The sequence below is a fragment of the Pollutimonas bauzanensis genome, from assembly GCF_040393045.1.
Lineage (GTDB): Bacteria > Pseudomonadota > Gammaproteobacteria > Burkholderiales > Burkholderiaceae_B > Pollutimonas > Pollutimonas bauzanensis_A.
The window spans coordinates 13,524-29,204 of record NZ_JBEBUX010000044.1 but is presented as its reverse complement, the minus strand read 5'-3'; the positions used below and the strand labels follow the sequence as shown (position 1 = coordinate 29,204).

The window sequence follows — 15,681 nt, the reverse complement described above, 5'->3', positions numbered from 1 at the left end:
GACACACCCGCCTTTCTCAAGAACGAAAAACCGTCCCGACCACGTCCGCGCAGTAGCGCGCCTGTAGGCTACGTGTAAACACTAGGTTTCATTAGCGGGTCATGACGCGTATATTCAAACAAACGTTTGAACTAGGCCATATGACCCAATCCCGCCCTCTCAGTACTCGTGACATTATTCTCGACGCCGCGGAACACTTGTTCGCCCAACAAGGGCACGACAACACGTCCATGCGTCAGATTACCGCTACGGCAAACGTAAATCTGTCGGCGGTCAATTATCACTTCGGCTCAAAAGACGGACTCGTTCAGGCGGTTTTCCAGCGTCGCCTGGCCGCGCTCAATCAAGAGCGCCTGGCAATATTGGATGATCTGGAAAATCAGGCCAAGGGCCAACCACTAAAGCCCTCTCAAATTGTCGAAGCCTTCTTCGGGCCGCTGGTGCGCTACGCCACAGGCGCCGACCACAACCACAAAGCCTTCGTACCCCTGCTGGAACGCAACATGTCTGATCCAGGCGGTTTCATACGCACGCTATTTGTCGACGAACATACCGGCATCCTCGAGCGTTTCAAGCATGCTTTGCTCAAATCGCTACCCGACGTACCAGAAGAGGAAATCATCTGGCGGTTTCACTTCATGCTGGGCGCCACGTCTTATGCCATTTCGGGCGCCGATGTATTGCGTCTGGTCATGAACTGGCCGGAGCCCGAACATAGCGATCACGCCGCCAACACCCAAAAACTCCTTGCCCGGCTGATGAGCTTTCTGCTGGGCGGACTACGCGCTCCGCTGCCCAACGATGGCCCACTATTGCCCAACAGCGAGAACAGGCACGACGGCGCCAGCAATGGCGCAACCAGGAACCTTGCATGAGTACTCTTCTGATTCTATTGATCGCAATCGCCGTCGCGGCATGCATCGTGCTAGGGGTAAAGCCGCTACGCTACGCCTTATTGTCGCGGCGTATCTTCGCTTTGTACCAAAAAATCCTTCCGCAAATGTCCGATACGGAACGCGAGGCTTTGGAAGCCGGCACAGTCTGGTGGGAAAGCGAATTGTTTCGCGGCAAGCCGCAATGGGCCAGGCTGCATGCCATTCCCAAACCGACTTTGTCCCAGGAAGAACGCGACTTTCTGGATAACGAAGTTGAAACCGTCTGCGCGATGATAGACGACTGGCAAGTAACCCACGAACTGTACGACATGCCGCAACCGGTATGGCAATACATCAAGGAAAACCGCTTTCTTAGCCTGATTATCCCCAAGGAATATGGCGGCCGCGGCTTCTCCGCGCTGGCGCACTCGCAAATAGTCACTAAGTTATCAACACGCAATTCGGCCCTCTCGGTCACCGTCATGGTGCCCAACTCGCTAGGGCCCGCCGAACTGCTTTTGCACTATGGCACCGACGCGCAAAAAAGCCATTACTTGCCGCGCCTGGCCACCGGCCAGGACATTCCTGCCTTCGCGCTAACCAGCCCCTGGGCAGGCTCGGATGCGGCCGCCATCCCCGACAGCGGCATCGTGTGCAAAGGCGAATGGGAAGGGCGCGAAGTGCTGGGCATGCGCGTTAGCTGGGACAAGCGCTACATTACGCTTGCCCCCGTCTGCACACTGCTGGGGTTGGCGTTCCGCCTATACGATCCGGACGGCTTGCTGGGCAATAAAAAAGACATCGGTATCACCTGCGCACTGGTGCCCGCCAACCATCCGGGCGTAGAGACCGGCCGCCGGCACTATCCGCTGGACGCCATGTTCATGAACGGCCCCACACGCGGCGCCGATGTTTTCATGCCGCTGGAATTCATCATCGGCGGTGCCGAAATGGCAGGGCAAGGTTGGCGCATGCTTATGGAATGCCTGGCCGCCGGTCGCTCTATTTCCTTGCCCTCGTCGTTTACCGGCATGGCGAAAATGACAACCCGTGCAGTGGGCGCCTACTGCCGAATTCGCAACCAATTTCGCACGCCTATCGGCAAGTTCGAAGGCATAGAAGAAGCGCTGGCACGCATAGGCGGCAATACCTACCTGATCGACGCGGCGCGCACCATGACAGCCACCGCCATCGATCTTGGTGAAAAGCCGTCAGTGGTCTCGGCCATCGTCAAATATCACCTCACCGAGCGTGGCCGCAGCGTGGTCAACGACGGCATGGATATCATTGGCGGCAAAGGCATTTGCCTAGGCCCGCAAAACTTTTTGGGCCGCGCCTATCAGCAAATCCCCGTGGGCATTACGGTGGAAGGCGCCAACATCCTGACGCGCAGCCTGATTATCTTCGGCCAGGGCGCCATACGGTGCCATCCCTATGTCCTGGCAGAAATGCATGCGGCGCAGCACCCCGATCGCAAGCAAGGCCTGGATGACTTTGACCAGGCTTTCTGGGGCCATGTCCGCTTTACAGTCGGCAATGTCTTTCGTTCGCTGGGCCACAGTCTTACCGGCGCGCGCCTTGTCAACATCGATGTTGACGTAGCGCCTGAAATGGCTCACTACTATCGCCAGCTAAGCCGCTACTCAAGCGCTTTCGCCGTCTTCGCCGATACGTCCATGCTGGTGCTGGGCGGGTCCTTGAAAATGCGTGAAAGCTTGTCGGGGCGACTCGGCGATATCTTGTCGCAAATGTATTTGATGTCCGCCACGCTCAAACGCTTTGAAGATGATGGTCGCCAGGCCGACGATGCGCCCCTTGCACACTGGGCCATACAAGACGCCATGCATAAGCTGCAAATCGCATTTGACGGCGTGTTGGCCAACTTTCCCAATCGCGCCATTGCCGCCGGTTTGCGCATACTGGTGTTTCCATTTGGGCACCCCTTCACCCCGCCGTCCGACAAGCTCGGCCAGGCCGTGGCGCGCTTGCTGACCATGCCTGGCGCCACCCGCGACCGTCTCACCCATGATTGCTTTATTCCAACGGACACGACGGAACCTATCGGCGCCATCGAAGCGGCATTTGCTGCAAGCCTGGGTACCGAAGCCATCGACGCCAAGATACGCCAGTTTGAAAAAAGCGGACAGCTAGACGACAGCCCCGCTGCCAACGTACGCGATATCGCCCAGGCAGTGCATGCGGCAGGCGGAATCACTGACAACGAATATGAAACCGTCAGCCATCGCAACGCCTTGCGCGATCGCGTTATTGCCGTGGACGACTTCCCCTTTGATCTGAAAGGCGCGAACACGAGAACGCCTTCATCTGACATAACGTCGCACAAGGACACCGCTCAACATGGCATTTGAACCGGTATATATCGTAGACGGCGCACGCAGCCCTTTTCTGAAGGCGCGCAACGCACCAGGTCCATTCTCGGCTTCCGACCTGGCTGTCCAGACGGGGCGGGAACTGCTGCTACGCCAGTCGTTCAACCCCACGGACCTGGACGAGGTAATCATTGGCTGCGCCGCCCCCTCTCCCGATGAAACCAATATCGGCCGTGTCATATCGCTGCGCTTGGGCTGCGGGCACAAAGTGCCAGGCTGGACAGTCATGCGCAATTGCGCGTCAGGCATGCAGGCACTGGATTCTGGCGTGATGTCTATCCAGACAGGCCGCAGCAACCTGGTGCTGGCAGGGGGTGTCGACGCCCTGTCCCGAGCCCCCATTTTGTTTACTGACGAAATGGTCAGCTGGCTGGCAGCCTGGGGCAAAAGCCGCAGCCTTGGGCAAAAACTGGCCACGCTCAAGACCTTGCGCCCCAGATACCTGGCGCCGGTCATTGGCCTGCTCAAAGGCTTGACCGACCCGGTCATTGGCTTGTCCATGGGGCAAACCGCTGAAAACCTGGCGCACCGTTTCAAGCTAAGTCGCCAGGATATGGACAGCTATGCGGCCCAAAGCCATCTGCGCGCGCTTGCCGCCCGGCATGCCGGGGCGTTCCATGAAATTGCCCCCCTTACCGATCAGAAAGGCAGCCTGTACGCCGAAGACGACGGCATACGCGAAGACTCCACTCCTGCCAAGTTATCAACACTGAAACCCGTATTTGATAAGCCTTGGGGCAATGTCACGGCAGGCAACAGTTCGCAAGTCACTGATGGCGCAGCGTTGCTGTTACTGGCATCGCAATCCGCAGTGGATCGCTACCAACTCAAGCCGCTAGGCCGCATCACTGACGCCCAATGGGCGGGCCTCGACCCGGCAACCATGGGCCTGGGTCCTGTGCATGCCGCCACACCTATTCTCGAGCGCCACCAACTCGGGCTGAACGACCTGGACTTATGGGAAATAAACGAAGCATTCGCCGCCCAAGTGCTGGGCTGCGTGGCGGCCTGGAATGACGACGCGTGGTGCCAGGAACACTTGGGGCGCGACGCGCTCGGGGGGCTTGACCCTGACCGCTTGAATGTAGATGGTGGCGCCATCGCCCTGGGGCATCCGGTCGGCGCATCGGGTGCCCGTATCGTGCTTCACCTGCTGAATGCGCTGCGTGCTCGTCAGCTCAAGCGCGGTATTGCCACGATCTGCATAGGCGGCGGCCAAGGCGGTGCAATGCTGATAGAAACCTGCGACGACAAGGCATCATCATGACGACTACTCTCGAATCCCTGGGCCTGCAAAACTTCAGTTGCCAGCTCGATGCCGACAACGTCGCCTGGCTAAGTATCGATTGCGTCGATAGCTCTGTAAATCGTCTTTCGGCGGAAGTACTCGACGAATTCAGCCAGGCACTGGACTATTTCGAGCGCAACCCGCCCGCAGGCCTGATCATCCGTTCAACCAAAGACGCCGGCTTCATCGCTGGCGCCAACATTGACGAATTCGCCGAACTGGATACACCCGAAAAAGGCATAGCGCTGGTTTCACGCGGCTGGACGCTTTTCAATCGCCTGGCCAAAGTCCCCTACCCCACCCTGGCCCTGATACGCGGACACTGCCTGGGCGGCGGACTGGAAATGGCCTTGGCCTGCCGATACCGCCTGGTGGTAGACCAGCCCGATACCTCCCTATCATTGCCGGAAGTCATGCTGGGAATATTCCCAGGCTGGGGTGGCATGCGGCGGCTGCCCGCACTGATCGGCGCGCCAGCCGCGCTCGACATGATGCTAAGCGGGCGCCCTCAAGATGCGCGCAAGGCTGCCAAACTCGGGCTGGCAGATGGGTTGGTCGCCCCCCGGCTCATGGATCAGGCAGCAAAAATGCAGGTGCTAAGCCAAAAGCCGCTACGCAAAGCTCCGGGCTTGGGCGGATGGATGAATCACCCGCTGGCTCGGCCACTGGTAGCCAAACAAACCCTTAAGAAGCTGAACGCACGCGACCCATACCAGCATTACCTGGCGCCGCGTGCCATTCTGGAAATTTGGGCCAAGCACAATGGCAATGCCCTCAAAGCGCCCGAACTGGTCGACCAATTGATTCGTTCCGACACGGCCCGCAATTTGCTGCGGGTATTCCATTTGCAAGAACGCTTGAAAGCCTTCGGCAAAAAGGGGCGCAAGCAGCCGGCTGCGCAGCATGTACACGTTATAGGCGCAGGCGTCATGGGCGGAGATATCGCTGCATGGTGTGCCTTGAAGGGCCTGACGGTGACCCTGCAAGATCAGGATCGCAGCCGGATAGCCGTAGCGCAAGGCCGTGCCAACGCGCTGTTTGCACGAAAAAAGAAGGATCCTCGGGAAGCGCGTGCCGCCGCCGACCGCCTGATCCCCGATTTGAATGGCAATGGCCTGCGGCACGCCGATGTCGTCATCGAAGCCATTACGGAAAACGCCGACATCAAGCGCAGCCTGTATGCGCAAATAGAGCCCCTGCTCAAGCCCGGCGCCGTACTTGCCACCAATACGTCCAGCCTTTCGCTGGAAGAATTATGCACCGGACTGCGAGCACCGCAACGACTGATAGGCATACATTTCTTCAACCCCGTTGCCAAAATGCCATTGGTCGAAGTCGTCGAGACCGCCACCATAGACCCCGACGTCAAAGCAGCCACCTATGCCTTCGTAGGCCAGATCGGCAAACTGCCCCTGCCAGTGCAAAGCACCCCCGGTTTCCTTGTGAATGCCGTCCTTGCGCCTTATATGCTGGAAGCGATGCGGTGCGTGGATGAAGGCCTTGCCCCCGAGACCATTGATGCCGCTATGCTGGAATTCGGTATGCCCATGGGGCCAATTGAACTTATCGACACCGTTGGCCTGGACATCGCCCGCGATGCAGGGAGCCAGCTTTCTGGCGATGCCAACACACCCGCCTGCCTTGAGACTCATCTGGCGAACAATGAGCTGGGACGAAAGTCTGGCCAGGGCTTTTATCAATGGAAAAACAACAAACCTGTCAAACAAAGCGCAGGCGCGATTCCAGTTGGCCTTGCGCAAAGGTTGATCACACCGCTGATCAACAAAACCCAGGAACAGCTGGACCGCAATATCGTGGCGGACCAAGACTTGGCCGATGCCGGCGTCATCTTCGGCACGGGCTTTGCTCCGTTCACAGGGGGCCCGTTACATTACAAGGCGTGCAATGCTGGCTTGCCTGCTTGATCGCCATAGTTTTTCATTATAAAAATCGACCACTCAGTACCAGAACCAGAGTCAACCGGAGGTGACATATGAAAGCAGTATCATCGTTGCGTATCATTTCGGCAGTTGTTCTCGGATTGGGCGCAGCAAGTGTCCACGCAGCAGGTTTTCAACTACTCGAACAGAACGCCAGCGGTATCGGTAACGCCTATGCCGGCTCCGCCGCCCTCGGCGACAATGCCAGTACGATCTTCTTTAATCCCGCTGGCATGACACGCCTGAACGGCGTCAATGTGTCCGCAGGCGTAACGGCCATCAAGCCATCATTCAAGTTCAGCAATGATGGCAGCACCGGCCCCAATGGCAGCCCAGCAACTGGCGGCAATGGCGGCGATGCAGGCTCGCTTGCCGCCCTGCCCAATGCCTATATTTCCTGGGAACTGAATCCGAGCTGGTATGTGGGCCTCGGAATAGGGGCGCCATTCGGCCTGATGACCGAATACGACGATGACTGGACGGGCCGTTATCACTCCAAGAAGTTCAGCATTGAAAGCGTCAACATCAACCCGTCCATCGCTTACAAGGTGAACGATCAGCTTTCGCTGGGCGCCGGGGTCAACTGGATGCGGCTGGATGCCGAATTCAGCCGGGCCTCTCCGTTCATCAACCCACAGAATGGGGCTTTCTTGGGCGATCTTGATGCCACGGTAAAAATGAATGGCGATGCCTGGGGCTGGAACTTGGGCTTGCTTTACCAAGTTACCCCTGAAACACGCCTGGGCCTGTCCTATCGGTCTAAAGTCAAGATCGATGCCAGCGGCAAAACCAGGGTCAAGAGCGGCACCGTCAACCCAGCAATACTGAGCGGCGGCACACGCGGCGCCCTGCCGGGCAATGCGAATGCCAGCACTTCGGTAGAACTGCCGGACTCGGCTATCTTAAGCGTCGTCCATGATCTGAATAGCCAATGGCAACTGTTGGGCGACGTGTCGTGGACCGGCTGGAGCAGCATCAAATCGCTGGACATCCAGAACTCAGGCCACCCTCTGATCACCAGCGATGAACTCGATCTGCGTTTCCGCGACACATGGCGCATAGCCCTGGGCGCCAACTATAAGCTGAACCATCAATGGACGCTGAAAGGCGGCATCGCGTGGGATCAGTCGCCCGTGCATGAAGCAAAGTATCGCCCCACGTCGCTTCCCGACAACGACCGCTATTGGCTATCTGTCGGCGCGCAATACAACTTCAATGACCGCACCACAGTCGATGTCGGCTATACCCACTTGTTCTTGAAAGACACCGCAATGGCCAACGACACCGACGCGGCAAAAAAAGGGGTAGTTCGCGGCGAATACCGCTCCAACGCTCACCTTCTGGGGGTACAGGTGTCACATCGTTTCTAACCGGCGTCCATCAGCGAAAGTCCCGACATGAAACTGGCTACGCTCAGACGTATCCCGCTGCGGTGGCGTCCAGGCGCCTTACGCGCGGGCTTCAACCTTCACCCCGCCTTTCGCGGCACAGGCGGGCGTGTGGACTTCGTTTCTCGGGACTTATTACATATACGCGTACGCTTGCCCTTGAACCGGCGCACGCGTAATGTGGTGGGTTCGCTATTTGGCGGCTCGCTGTTTTCGGTTACCGACGGCGTGCATGTGGCCATGCTGCTTACCCACTTGCACCGCGATGTCATTGTGTGGGACAAAGCCGCTGCCATACGTTATCGCAAACCCGCGTATTGCACGCTATACGCCGACATTACGCTTGACCCAGCCGACCTGCGGCAGATCAATGCCGAGCTAGATACTGACCACGAAACCTCACGCCGATTCACCATAGAACTGAAAGACAAGGCCGGTGTCGTCTACACCGTCGTTGAACGCATGGTGTATATCGCCGACAAAGCTTTCTACAAACAAAAAAGCAGGGAACGATATGATAGTCTTTAGCTATTCGGCAGAGGCTATGTAAATAAAACAACCAGGGGTAGGCATTATGGAACGCATCTGGCTAGATCATTACCCACCCGGCATACCGGCCGACATCACCGAAGAAGCGAACCGCTACAGTTCGCTGGTCGCCTTGTTTGAGGAAAGCTGCTCGCTGCATGCAGAAAAAACCGCCTATATCAGCATGGGCGTAACCATGACCTACAAACAGCTGGACGAGCACGCGCGCCATTTTGCAGCATGGCTGCAGTCTATCGGCATAAAGAAAGGCGATCGCGTCGCGCTGATGATGCCTAACCTGTTGCAATACCCAGTTTGCCTGTTCGGCGCCCTGCGGGCAGGCGCCGTAGCGGTCAATACCAATCCGTTGTACACCGCCACCGAACTGGAACATCAGTTGTCTGACTCTGGCGCGGAAACCATCATCATTGCGGAAAACTTCGCAGCGACTCTGCAAAAAGCGCTGCCTAAAACCGCCATCAAGCATATTGTCGTCACATCGCTTGGTGAAATGCTGGGCACCGTGAAAGGTGCGGTCACCGACCTGGTTGTGCGGCACGTCAAAAAACTGGTTCCGGCCTGGTCGCTGCCCAACACGGTCAGCATGAAACACGCGTTGGCCGCCGGCAAAGCAGCCCGCTACACACCGATTCAGCTAGACCATTCCGACCTGGCCTTCCTGCAATACACCGGCGGCACGACCGGGGTCGCCAAAGGAGCCATGCTGACCCACGGCAACATGGTCGCCAATGTCTGCCAGGCATATGCCTGGGTCAAGCCCTACGTCGGCGATAAGGAATGTGTCGTTACCGCTTTGCCGCTTTATCATATCTTCGCACTGACGGCCAACTGCCTGACTTTCATTAAACTGGGCGCGCAGAACCTGCTTATCGTCAATGCTCGCGACATTCCTGATCTGGTCAAAAGCCTGGGCAAGTTCCCGTTCACGGCGATTACCGGCGTCAATACCCTATTCAACGCATTACTGAACAACCCCGATTTCGCCAAGCTGGATTTTTCCACGTTGCGTATCGCCCTGGGGGGTGGCATGGCGGTGCAAGAAGTGATAGCCCAACGCTGGCTCAAGACCACAGGCAAGCCTATTGCGCAAGCTTATGGCCTTACCGAAACATCGCCGGCGGTCACCATAAACCCCCTGGATAAGCAGGACTTCAACGGGTCCATCGGCCTGCCTGTGCCCTCTACGGAAATATCCATACGCGACGCCGACGGCCGCGACCTGCCCCAAGGGGAAAGCGGCGAAATTTGCGTGCGTGGGCCGCAGGTAACCCCCGGATATTGGAACCGTCCCGACGAAACCAAGAAGGCCTTCGACGACGACGGATTCCTGCACACGGGCGACGTCGGCTACGTCGATCCACAAGGCTATCTCTTCATCCTGGACCGCATGAAAGACATGATCCTGGTATCGGGATTCAATGTCTATCCGAATGAAGTCGAGGCCGTTGCCATGCAACATCCCGATGTGCTCGAGGCCGCCGCAATAGGCGTGCCCGACGAGCATTCAGGCGAGGTCGTCAAATTGTTTGTGATTCGCAAAAACGAAAGCCTGACCGAAGAAGCCCTGATCAAGCATTGCCGCAGCATGCTGACGGGCTACAAGAGCCCGAAGCACGTCGAGTTCCGCGACGATTTGCCGCGTACCAATGTCGGAAAGATACTGCGCCGCAAGCTGAAAGAAGCGTAGCGGCGCAGTGGCTGCCACTATTGCGTGGCAGGAAAATGCAGCGACGCCCCTGTCAGGGATTGCAATTGCTCATCAGAGATATCGACCAGCTTCTCTATGACTTGCAGCCCCTGGGGTGTTGACTCGATAACGGCCAGGTCAGTGTAGACGCGGGAAACGACACCCAGTCCCGTAATCGGCAATGTGCATTTTTCGACGATCTTGGGTGTGCCGTCTTTGGCATTGTGCTCCATCAGGATGAACACCTTTTTAGCACCCACCGCCAAGTCCATTGCGCCGCCCACAGCGGGCGGTTCCCCGGGCCGGCCCAATGACCAGTTGGCCAGATCACCGGCCGACGACACTTGCATGCCGCCCATGATGCATAGATCCAGATGACCGCCGCGCATTATGGCGAATGAGTCGACATGGTGGAAAAAAGCGCCGCCTGTCAGCAAGGTAACGGGCTTCTTGCCCGCATTGATCATTTCAGGATCGATTTCGTCTTCTTGGGCAGACGGCCCCATACCCAATATCCCGTTCTCGCTATGCAGCAAGATTTCATCAGCAGGATCCAGATAGTTGGCAACCAGTTCGGGCATGCCGATGCCGATGTTAACGTAGCTGCCCGGCGCGATGTCCTTGGCCAGGCGCTTGGCCATTTCTTGGCGTGTCAGTCTTTGCATGATCTGCTCTCAGCTTGAAATTTGCGGATTAGGCACTTCAACCACCCGGTCGACGAAAATGCCTGGCGTAACAATGTTCTCGGGATCGAGTTCGCCCAGTTCCGCCTTTTGCTTGACTTGGACAATGGTCGTCTTTGCCGCCATACACATGACCGGACCGAAGTTCCGGGCTGCCTTGCGGTAAACCAGGTTGCCCCAACGATCGCCCCGTTGTGCCAATACCAGGGCGAAATCGCCGCGTATGGGGGATTCGAATACATAGAACTCGCCATCTATTTCACGGACTTCTTTGCCTTTGGCTAAGTCGGTGCCATAGCTGGTGCGCGTAAAAAATCCGCCGATACCGGCCCCGGCCGCGTGCAAACGCTCGGCAATAGTGCCTTGCGGCACACACTCCAGCTCGATCCGGCCTTCTTTATACATTTGATTGAAAACATGCGAATTGCTGGCCTTGGGAAAAGAGCAAATCATTTTCCGTACCCGCCCGGCCTTGATCAACGCGGCCAGACCCACTTCGAAATTGCCGGCGTTGTTATTGACGACAGTCAGGTCGGTTGCCCCCTGATCTATCAAGGCGTGAAGCAATTCCGTTGGATGCCCAGCCCCGCCAAACCCGCCGACCAATATGGTCGCACCGTCAAACACATCGGCCACGGCCTCATGCACACTGTCCACAAACTTGTTTACCATAGCTTGCTCTTGCCCCTGCTGTTGAATTTACCTACTGTGCCGTCAAGCGGCGGTTTACGCGCTTGCCCCACCATCGATCACGATGGCCTGGCCCGTAATATGGCGTGAAGCCTCCGAGGCCAGGAAGACGGCCGCGCCCTTCAGGTCGTCTTCGCCCCCTATGCGTCCCAACGGGATGCGATCCAACAGGCTTTGCCCCAACCGCTCGATCAGGTTGTCAGCCAGCTTTGACGAAAAAAACCCGGGGCAAATCGCGTTGACGTTGATGTTGTGCTGGCCCCATTCGCAGGCCAGGGTGCGGGTGAAATTAACCGCGGCCGCCTTGGAGGTGTTGTAGCCTATGGTAGTCACGCCCTTGGCCGTGCCACGCAGCCCCGCCGCCGATGCGATATTGATGATCTTACCCCGTTGCTTGGGGATCATCACGCGCTTGCCGACTTCGCGGCACAGATAGAACAAGGCGTTGATATTCAGATCCATCAATTTGTGCCAAGCGGCATCGGGGTAATCTTCAGCCGGAGCGCCCCAGGTCGCGCCCGCGTTATTCACCAGGATGTCAATCGTGCCGTAGTGTTCCAGAACCTGGTCCACCATACCCGGAATGGTATCGAACTGGGCCAGGTTATTGGCAATGGCGATCACTTCCACGCCCCGCTGCTCGAGGTAGGCGCGGGCCACTTCCAGCTCTTGGGGTTTGCGTGCGGTAATGGCCAGCTTGCAACCCATTTCACCCAGCGCCTCGGCAATTTGCAGCCCAAGGCCACGCGATCCGCCAGTAATCAGGGCCACCTGGCCATCGAGTTTAAATAGCTCTTTCACGCTCATATCAATTCCTGTGTTGTGTGGCTCAGGCGACTTCAAACAGGCCGGCCGCGCCCTGGCCACCACCTATGCACATGGTAACCACCACATACTTCGCGCCGCGACGCTTCCCTTCGATCAGGGCGTGGCCAGTAAGCCGGCTGCCCGACACGCCATACGGATGCCCTACGGCAATAGCACCGCCATTCACATTGAGCAGCTCATCTGGGATGCCCAATCGGTCGCGACAATACAGCACCTGGCACGCAAAGGCTTCGTTCAATTCCCACAAACCGATGTCCTGCACTTTCAGGCCGTTTCTTTCCAGCAAGCGAGGCACGGCAAACACTGGACCTATGCCCATTTCGTCGGGCTCGCAGCCAGCCACGGCAAAGCCGCGAAAAATGCCCAATGGCTGCAAGCCTCTGCGCTCTGCCAGTTTCGCATCCATGACCACGCAAGCTGAGGCGCCATCCGAAAACTGGCTGGCATTGCCCGCAGTAATCACACCGCCGGGGAACACAGAGCGAATTTTCGACACGCCTTCGAGCGTGGTGTCTGCACGTATGCCTTCGTCGGCGGCAATGGTGACCTGACGCGTGCTGACCCGCCCCGTCGCCTTGTCGACTACGCCCATAGTGGTGGTCATGGGCACGATCTCATCATTGAACAGGCCCGCCGCCTGAGCCGCCGCAGCGCGCTGTTGACTACGTGCGCCGTATTCGTCTTGGGCATCCCGGGAAATCCCATAGCGCTTGGCTACGGTTTCAGCGGTTTGCAACATGCTCCAGTACAGTTCCGGCTTATGCTCGATCAGCCAAGGGTCGCGGCGCATATGCATATTGGCTTCGTTCTGTACACACGAAATGCTTTCAACGCCACCTGCCACCATTACCGGCACTTGCTCAGTCATCACCCGCTGCGCCGCCAATGCGATGGCTTGCAAACCGGACGAACAAAAGCGGTTGATGCTCAAGCCTGCTGTCGTCACCGGCAGGCCGGCGCGCAGGGCGATAGCCCGGGCAATATTGCCGCCAGTCGTACCCTCAAGATTCGAAGCCCCCATGATGACATCTTCGACCTCGGCCGGGTCAATGCCGGCGCGCGCCACGGCATGCTCGACGGCATGTCCGCCCAATGTGGCGCCGTAGGTCATGTTAAATGCGCCCCGCCATGATTTAGCCAGACCTGTCCTGGCGGTTGAGACGATGACTGCTTCTTTCATTCTGCCCTCGCTATGCTTGACGCAATATTGTTCTGAATAAGGATTACTTAAGCGCCTGGCCCGGTTCGGCGCTTTGCAACAGCTGGGCGGGTTGCCAGAACTTCGCCGCCTCGCCAGACTGGCTTGCAAAGCGGCGAATCGACCGCACGACATTAAATAAGCCCACTTGCTGTGCGTAATGCATGGGTCCGCCGCGATGCAAAGGAAAGCCGTAGCCGCTCAGATAGACCACATCAATATCGGAAGCCCGCAAGGCAATACCTTCTTCAAGTATCTTGGCGCCCTCATTGACCAAGGCATACACGCAGCGCTCGACAATCTCGCGATCGGTATAGGTTCTGGCCGTGATACCTTTTTCGGCACGGTAATCTTCAATCATCTTGTCGACGGCGGGGTCCACGATGGGCGTGCGATTGCCTGTTTCATAGCGGTACCAGCCCGCTCCCGCCTTCTGTCCAAAACGGCCCGCCTCACAGAGACGATCGGCCACCGCAGAGAAATCAACATCCGGGTTTTCAGCCTGGCGACGCTTACGTATTGCCCAGCCGATATCCAGGCCAGCCAAATCCCCCATGCGATATGGCCCCATGGCGAAACCAAAGGCTTCCAACGCCTTGTCAATGGACGCCGGTGATGCGCCGCCCAGCAAGATTTCTTCGGCGGCAGCACGATAGCTGTTCAACATGCGATTGCCGATAAAGCCATCACACACACCAGACACGACCGGCTTCTTGTTGATTTTCTTGGCAAGTGCGATAGAGGTGGCCAGCACGTCTTTGGCCGTCTTGGCGCCTCGCACGATTTCCAGCAGTTTCATGACGTTGGCCGGGCTGAAGAAATGCAAGCCGATGACGTCTTCGGGGCGGCGGGTAAAAGCAGCAATTGCGTCCACATCGAGCGTCGAGGTATTCGACGCCAGAATGGCGCCTGGCTTGATCACCGCGTCCAGGGCCTTGAAGACTTTTTCCTTCACGCCCAGTTCTTCAAACACGGCCTCGATCACCAGATCGACATCGCTCAGGTCCTCGTAGCGCAAGGTCGTGCTTAGCAACGCCATGCGCTCGTCGAGCTGCGCCTGTGTCAGGCGGCCCCGCTTGAGACTGTTTTCGTAGTTGCGCCTGATGATGCCAACGCCGCGCTCTAGTGCGGCCTGCTCGGCTTCAAGCAACATGACCGGAATACCGGCATTCAGGAAGTTCATGCTGATGCCGCCGCCCATGGTGCCAGCGCCGATTACCCCTACCTTGCGAATATCGCGCAACGGCGTGTCGGCGGGTACATCAGGGATTTTGGTCGCGGCGCGCTCGGCCGCAAATACATGCCGCAACGCCAATGATTCGGGCGAATTCATCAGCTGCATAAACAGTTCACGCTCTTTGGCCAGGCCTTGGTCGAAAGGCAAGGAAACGCAGCCGGCAACGGCTTCCAGACACAGGCCCGGTGCGGGCTGATGCTTGCTGGACGCGGCAATATTCCTTCGGGCGACTTGCAGGAAAGCCTGAGCGTCGGGTTGCGTCACTTTCAGGTCGCGAACGCGTTTCAAAGGCGTACCTTGGCGCACGAGTTCTTTTGCAAATTCAGTGGCGGCTTCGACGACCGAAGTATCGACCACGCGGTCAAACAAAGGCGTGTCAGCCAACGTGGACGCCTTGACGATACGCCCTGTGACAATCATGTCCAGCGCAGTTTCCAGACCCAGCACACGTGGCAAACGCTGGGTGCCGCCTCCGCCAGGCAAGATGCCTAGCTTGACTTCAGGGAGGCCAACTTTGGCCTGGGCGGCGGCCACGCGAAAATGGGCCCCCAGTGCCAACTCGAGGCCGCCACCCAGGCATACGCCATCAATGGCGGCGACGACTGGCTTGCTGACTTGCTCGAGTACTTCAATGACGGTTCTAAGTGTGGGATGCCAACCTGCTTTTGGCGTGCCGAACTCAGTAATATCGGCACCGCCGGAAAACGCGCGGTCACTTCCGGTGAGAACGATGGCTGTCACCGCAGCATCGCCTTCAGCCTGATCCAACGCTTCGACTATGCCTTTGCGCACGGCAAATCCCAGGCCGTTGACGGGTGGATTTTGTAGGGTGATGCGGGCAATCCCGTCCACCACGTCGTAACGTACATGACTCATTAGCTTAGGCTCCGTGCAGTTTCAATTTAATCGTAGTTGTAGAGTTCGGCAT

The 15,681-nt window shown here is 57.8% G+C and carries 12 protein-coding genes; 7 read left to right on the top strand and 5 right to left on the bottom strand.

All coding sequences use genetic code 11. The features are described 5' to 3' along the window. Window positions 1-140: 140 nt before the first annotated feature. From ABWO67_RS09030 to ABWO67_RS09000, 7 genes are all read left to right on the top strand, one after another. Window positions 141-875: a TetR/AcrR family transcriptional regulator gene (locus ABWO67_RS09030; protein WP_353150592.1), complete on the top strand. Its 735-nt coding sequence runs from the start codon at window positions 141-143 to the stop codon at window positions 873-875. Then, window positions 872-3,244 (top strand): acyl-CoA dehydrogenase, encoded by a 2,373-nt coding sequence (locus ABWO67_RS09025; protein ID WP_353150589.1) that lies wholly within the window; start codon window positions 872-874, stop codon window positions 3,242-3,244. Before ABWO67_RS09030 ends, ABWO67_RS09025 begins: the two co-directional genes overlap by 4 nt. Further along, the gene (locus tag ABWO67_RS09020) at window positions 3,234-4,532 is read left to right on the top strand and encodes an acetyl-CoA C-acetyltransferase (RefSeq protein WP_353150586.1); all 1,299 of its coding nucleotides are present in this window, start codon (window positions 3,234-3,236) and stop codon (window positions 4,530-4,532) included. Before ABWO67_RS09025 ends, ABWO67_RS09020 begins: the two co-directional genes overlap by 11 nt. Next, entirely contained in the window at window positions 4,529-6,478 is a 1,950-nt protein-coding gene (locus ABWO67_RS09015; protein WP_353150583.1) for a 3-hydroxyacyl-CoA dehydrogenase NAD-binding domain-containing protein, read from the top strand. Before ABWO67_RS09020 ends, ABWO67_RS09015 begins: the two co-directional genes overlap by 4 nt. Window positions 6,479-6,546: 68 nt before the next feature. Further along, a complete protein-coding gene (locus ABWO67_RS09010) occupies window positions 6,547-7,863 on the top strand; it encodes an OmpP1/FadL family transporter (protein WP_353150580.1) in 1,317 nt (438 codons plus the stop codon). A gap of 27 nt (window positions 7,864-7,890) precedes the next feature. Next, a complete protein-coding gene (locus ABWO67_RS09005) occupies window positions 7,891-8,409 on the top strand; it encodes a DUF4442 domain-containing protein (protein ID WP_353150576.1) in 519 nt (172 codons plus the stop codon). Between the two features lie 46 nt (window positions 8,410-8,455). Then, complete coding sequence (locus ABWO67_RS09000) at window positions 8,456-10,117, top strand: AMP-binding protein (RefSeq protein WP_353150573.1); 1,662 nt, start codon at window positions 8,456-8,458, stop codon at window positions 10,115-10,117. 17 nt (window positions 10,118-10,134) lie between these two features. On the opposite strand, the gene ABWO67_RS08995 is transcribed toward ABWO67_RS09000, so the two are convergent. From ABWO67_RS08995 to ABWO67_RS08975, 5 genes are read right to left on the bottom strand one after another with little or no spacing between them, the layout of a single operon-like run. Beyond that, window positions 10,135-10,782, bottom strand: a complete 648-nt coding sequence (locus tag ABWO67_RS08995) for a 3-oxoacid CoA-transferase subunit B (RefSeq protein ID WP_353150570.1) — start codon at window positions 10,780-10,782, stop codon at window positions 10,135-10,137. Between the two features lie 9 nt (window positions 10,783-10,791). After that, on the bottom strand, window positions 10,792-11,472 hold the full coding sequence (locus ABWO67_RS08990) for a 3-oxoacid CoA-transferase subunit A (RefSeq protein ID WP_353150567.1): 681 nt from the start codon (window positions 11,470-11,472) through the stop codon (window positions 10,792-10,794). A 54-nt stretch (window positions 11,473-11,526) separates the two neighbouring features. After that, entirely contained in the window at window positions 11,527-12,297 is a 771-nt protein-coding gene (locus ABWO67_RS08985) for an SDR family oxidoreductase (RefSeq protein ID WP_353150565.1), read from the bottom strand. 22 nt (window positions 12,298-12,319) lie between these two features. After that, entirely contained in the window at window positions 12,320-13,498 is a 1,179-nt protein-coding gene (locus ABWO67_RS08980) for an acetyl-CoA C-acyltransferase (RefSeq protein WP_353150562.1), read from the bottom strand. A 43-nt stretch (window positions 13,499-13,541) separates the two neighbouring features. Further along, window positions 13,542-15,629 carry a 3-hydroxyacyl-CoA dehydrogenase NAD-binding domain-containing protein gene (locus ABWO67_RS08975; RefSeq protein ID WP_353150559.1) on the bottom strand — a complete coding sequence of 696 codons (2,088 nt, stop codon included), beginning with the start codon at window positions 15,627-15,629 and terminating at the stop codon, window positions 13,542-13,544. Window positions 15,630-15,681: the final 52 nt, after the last annotated feature.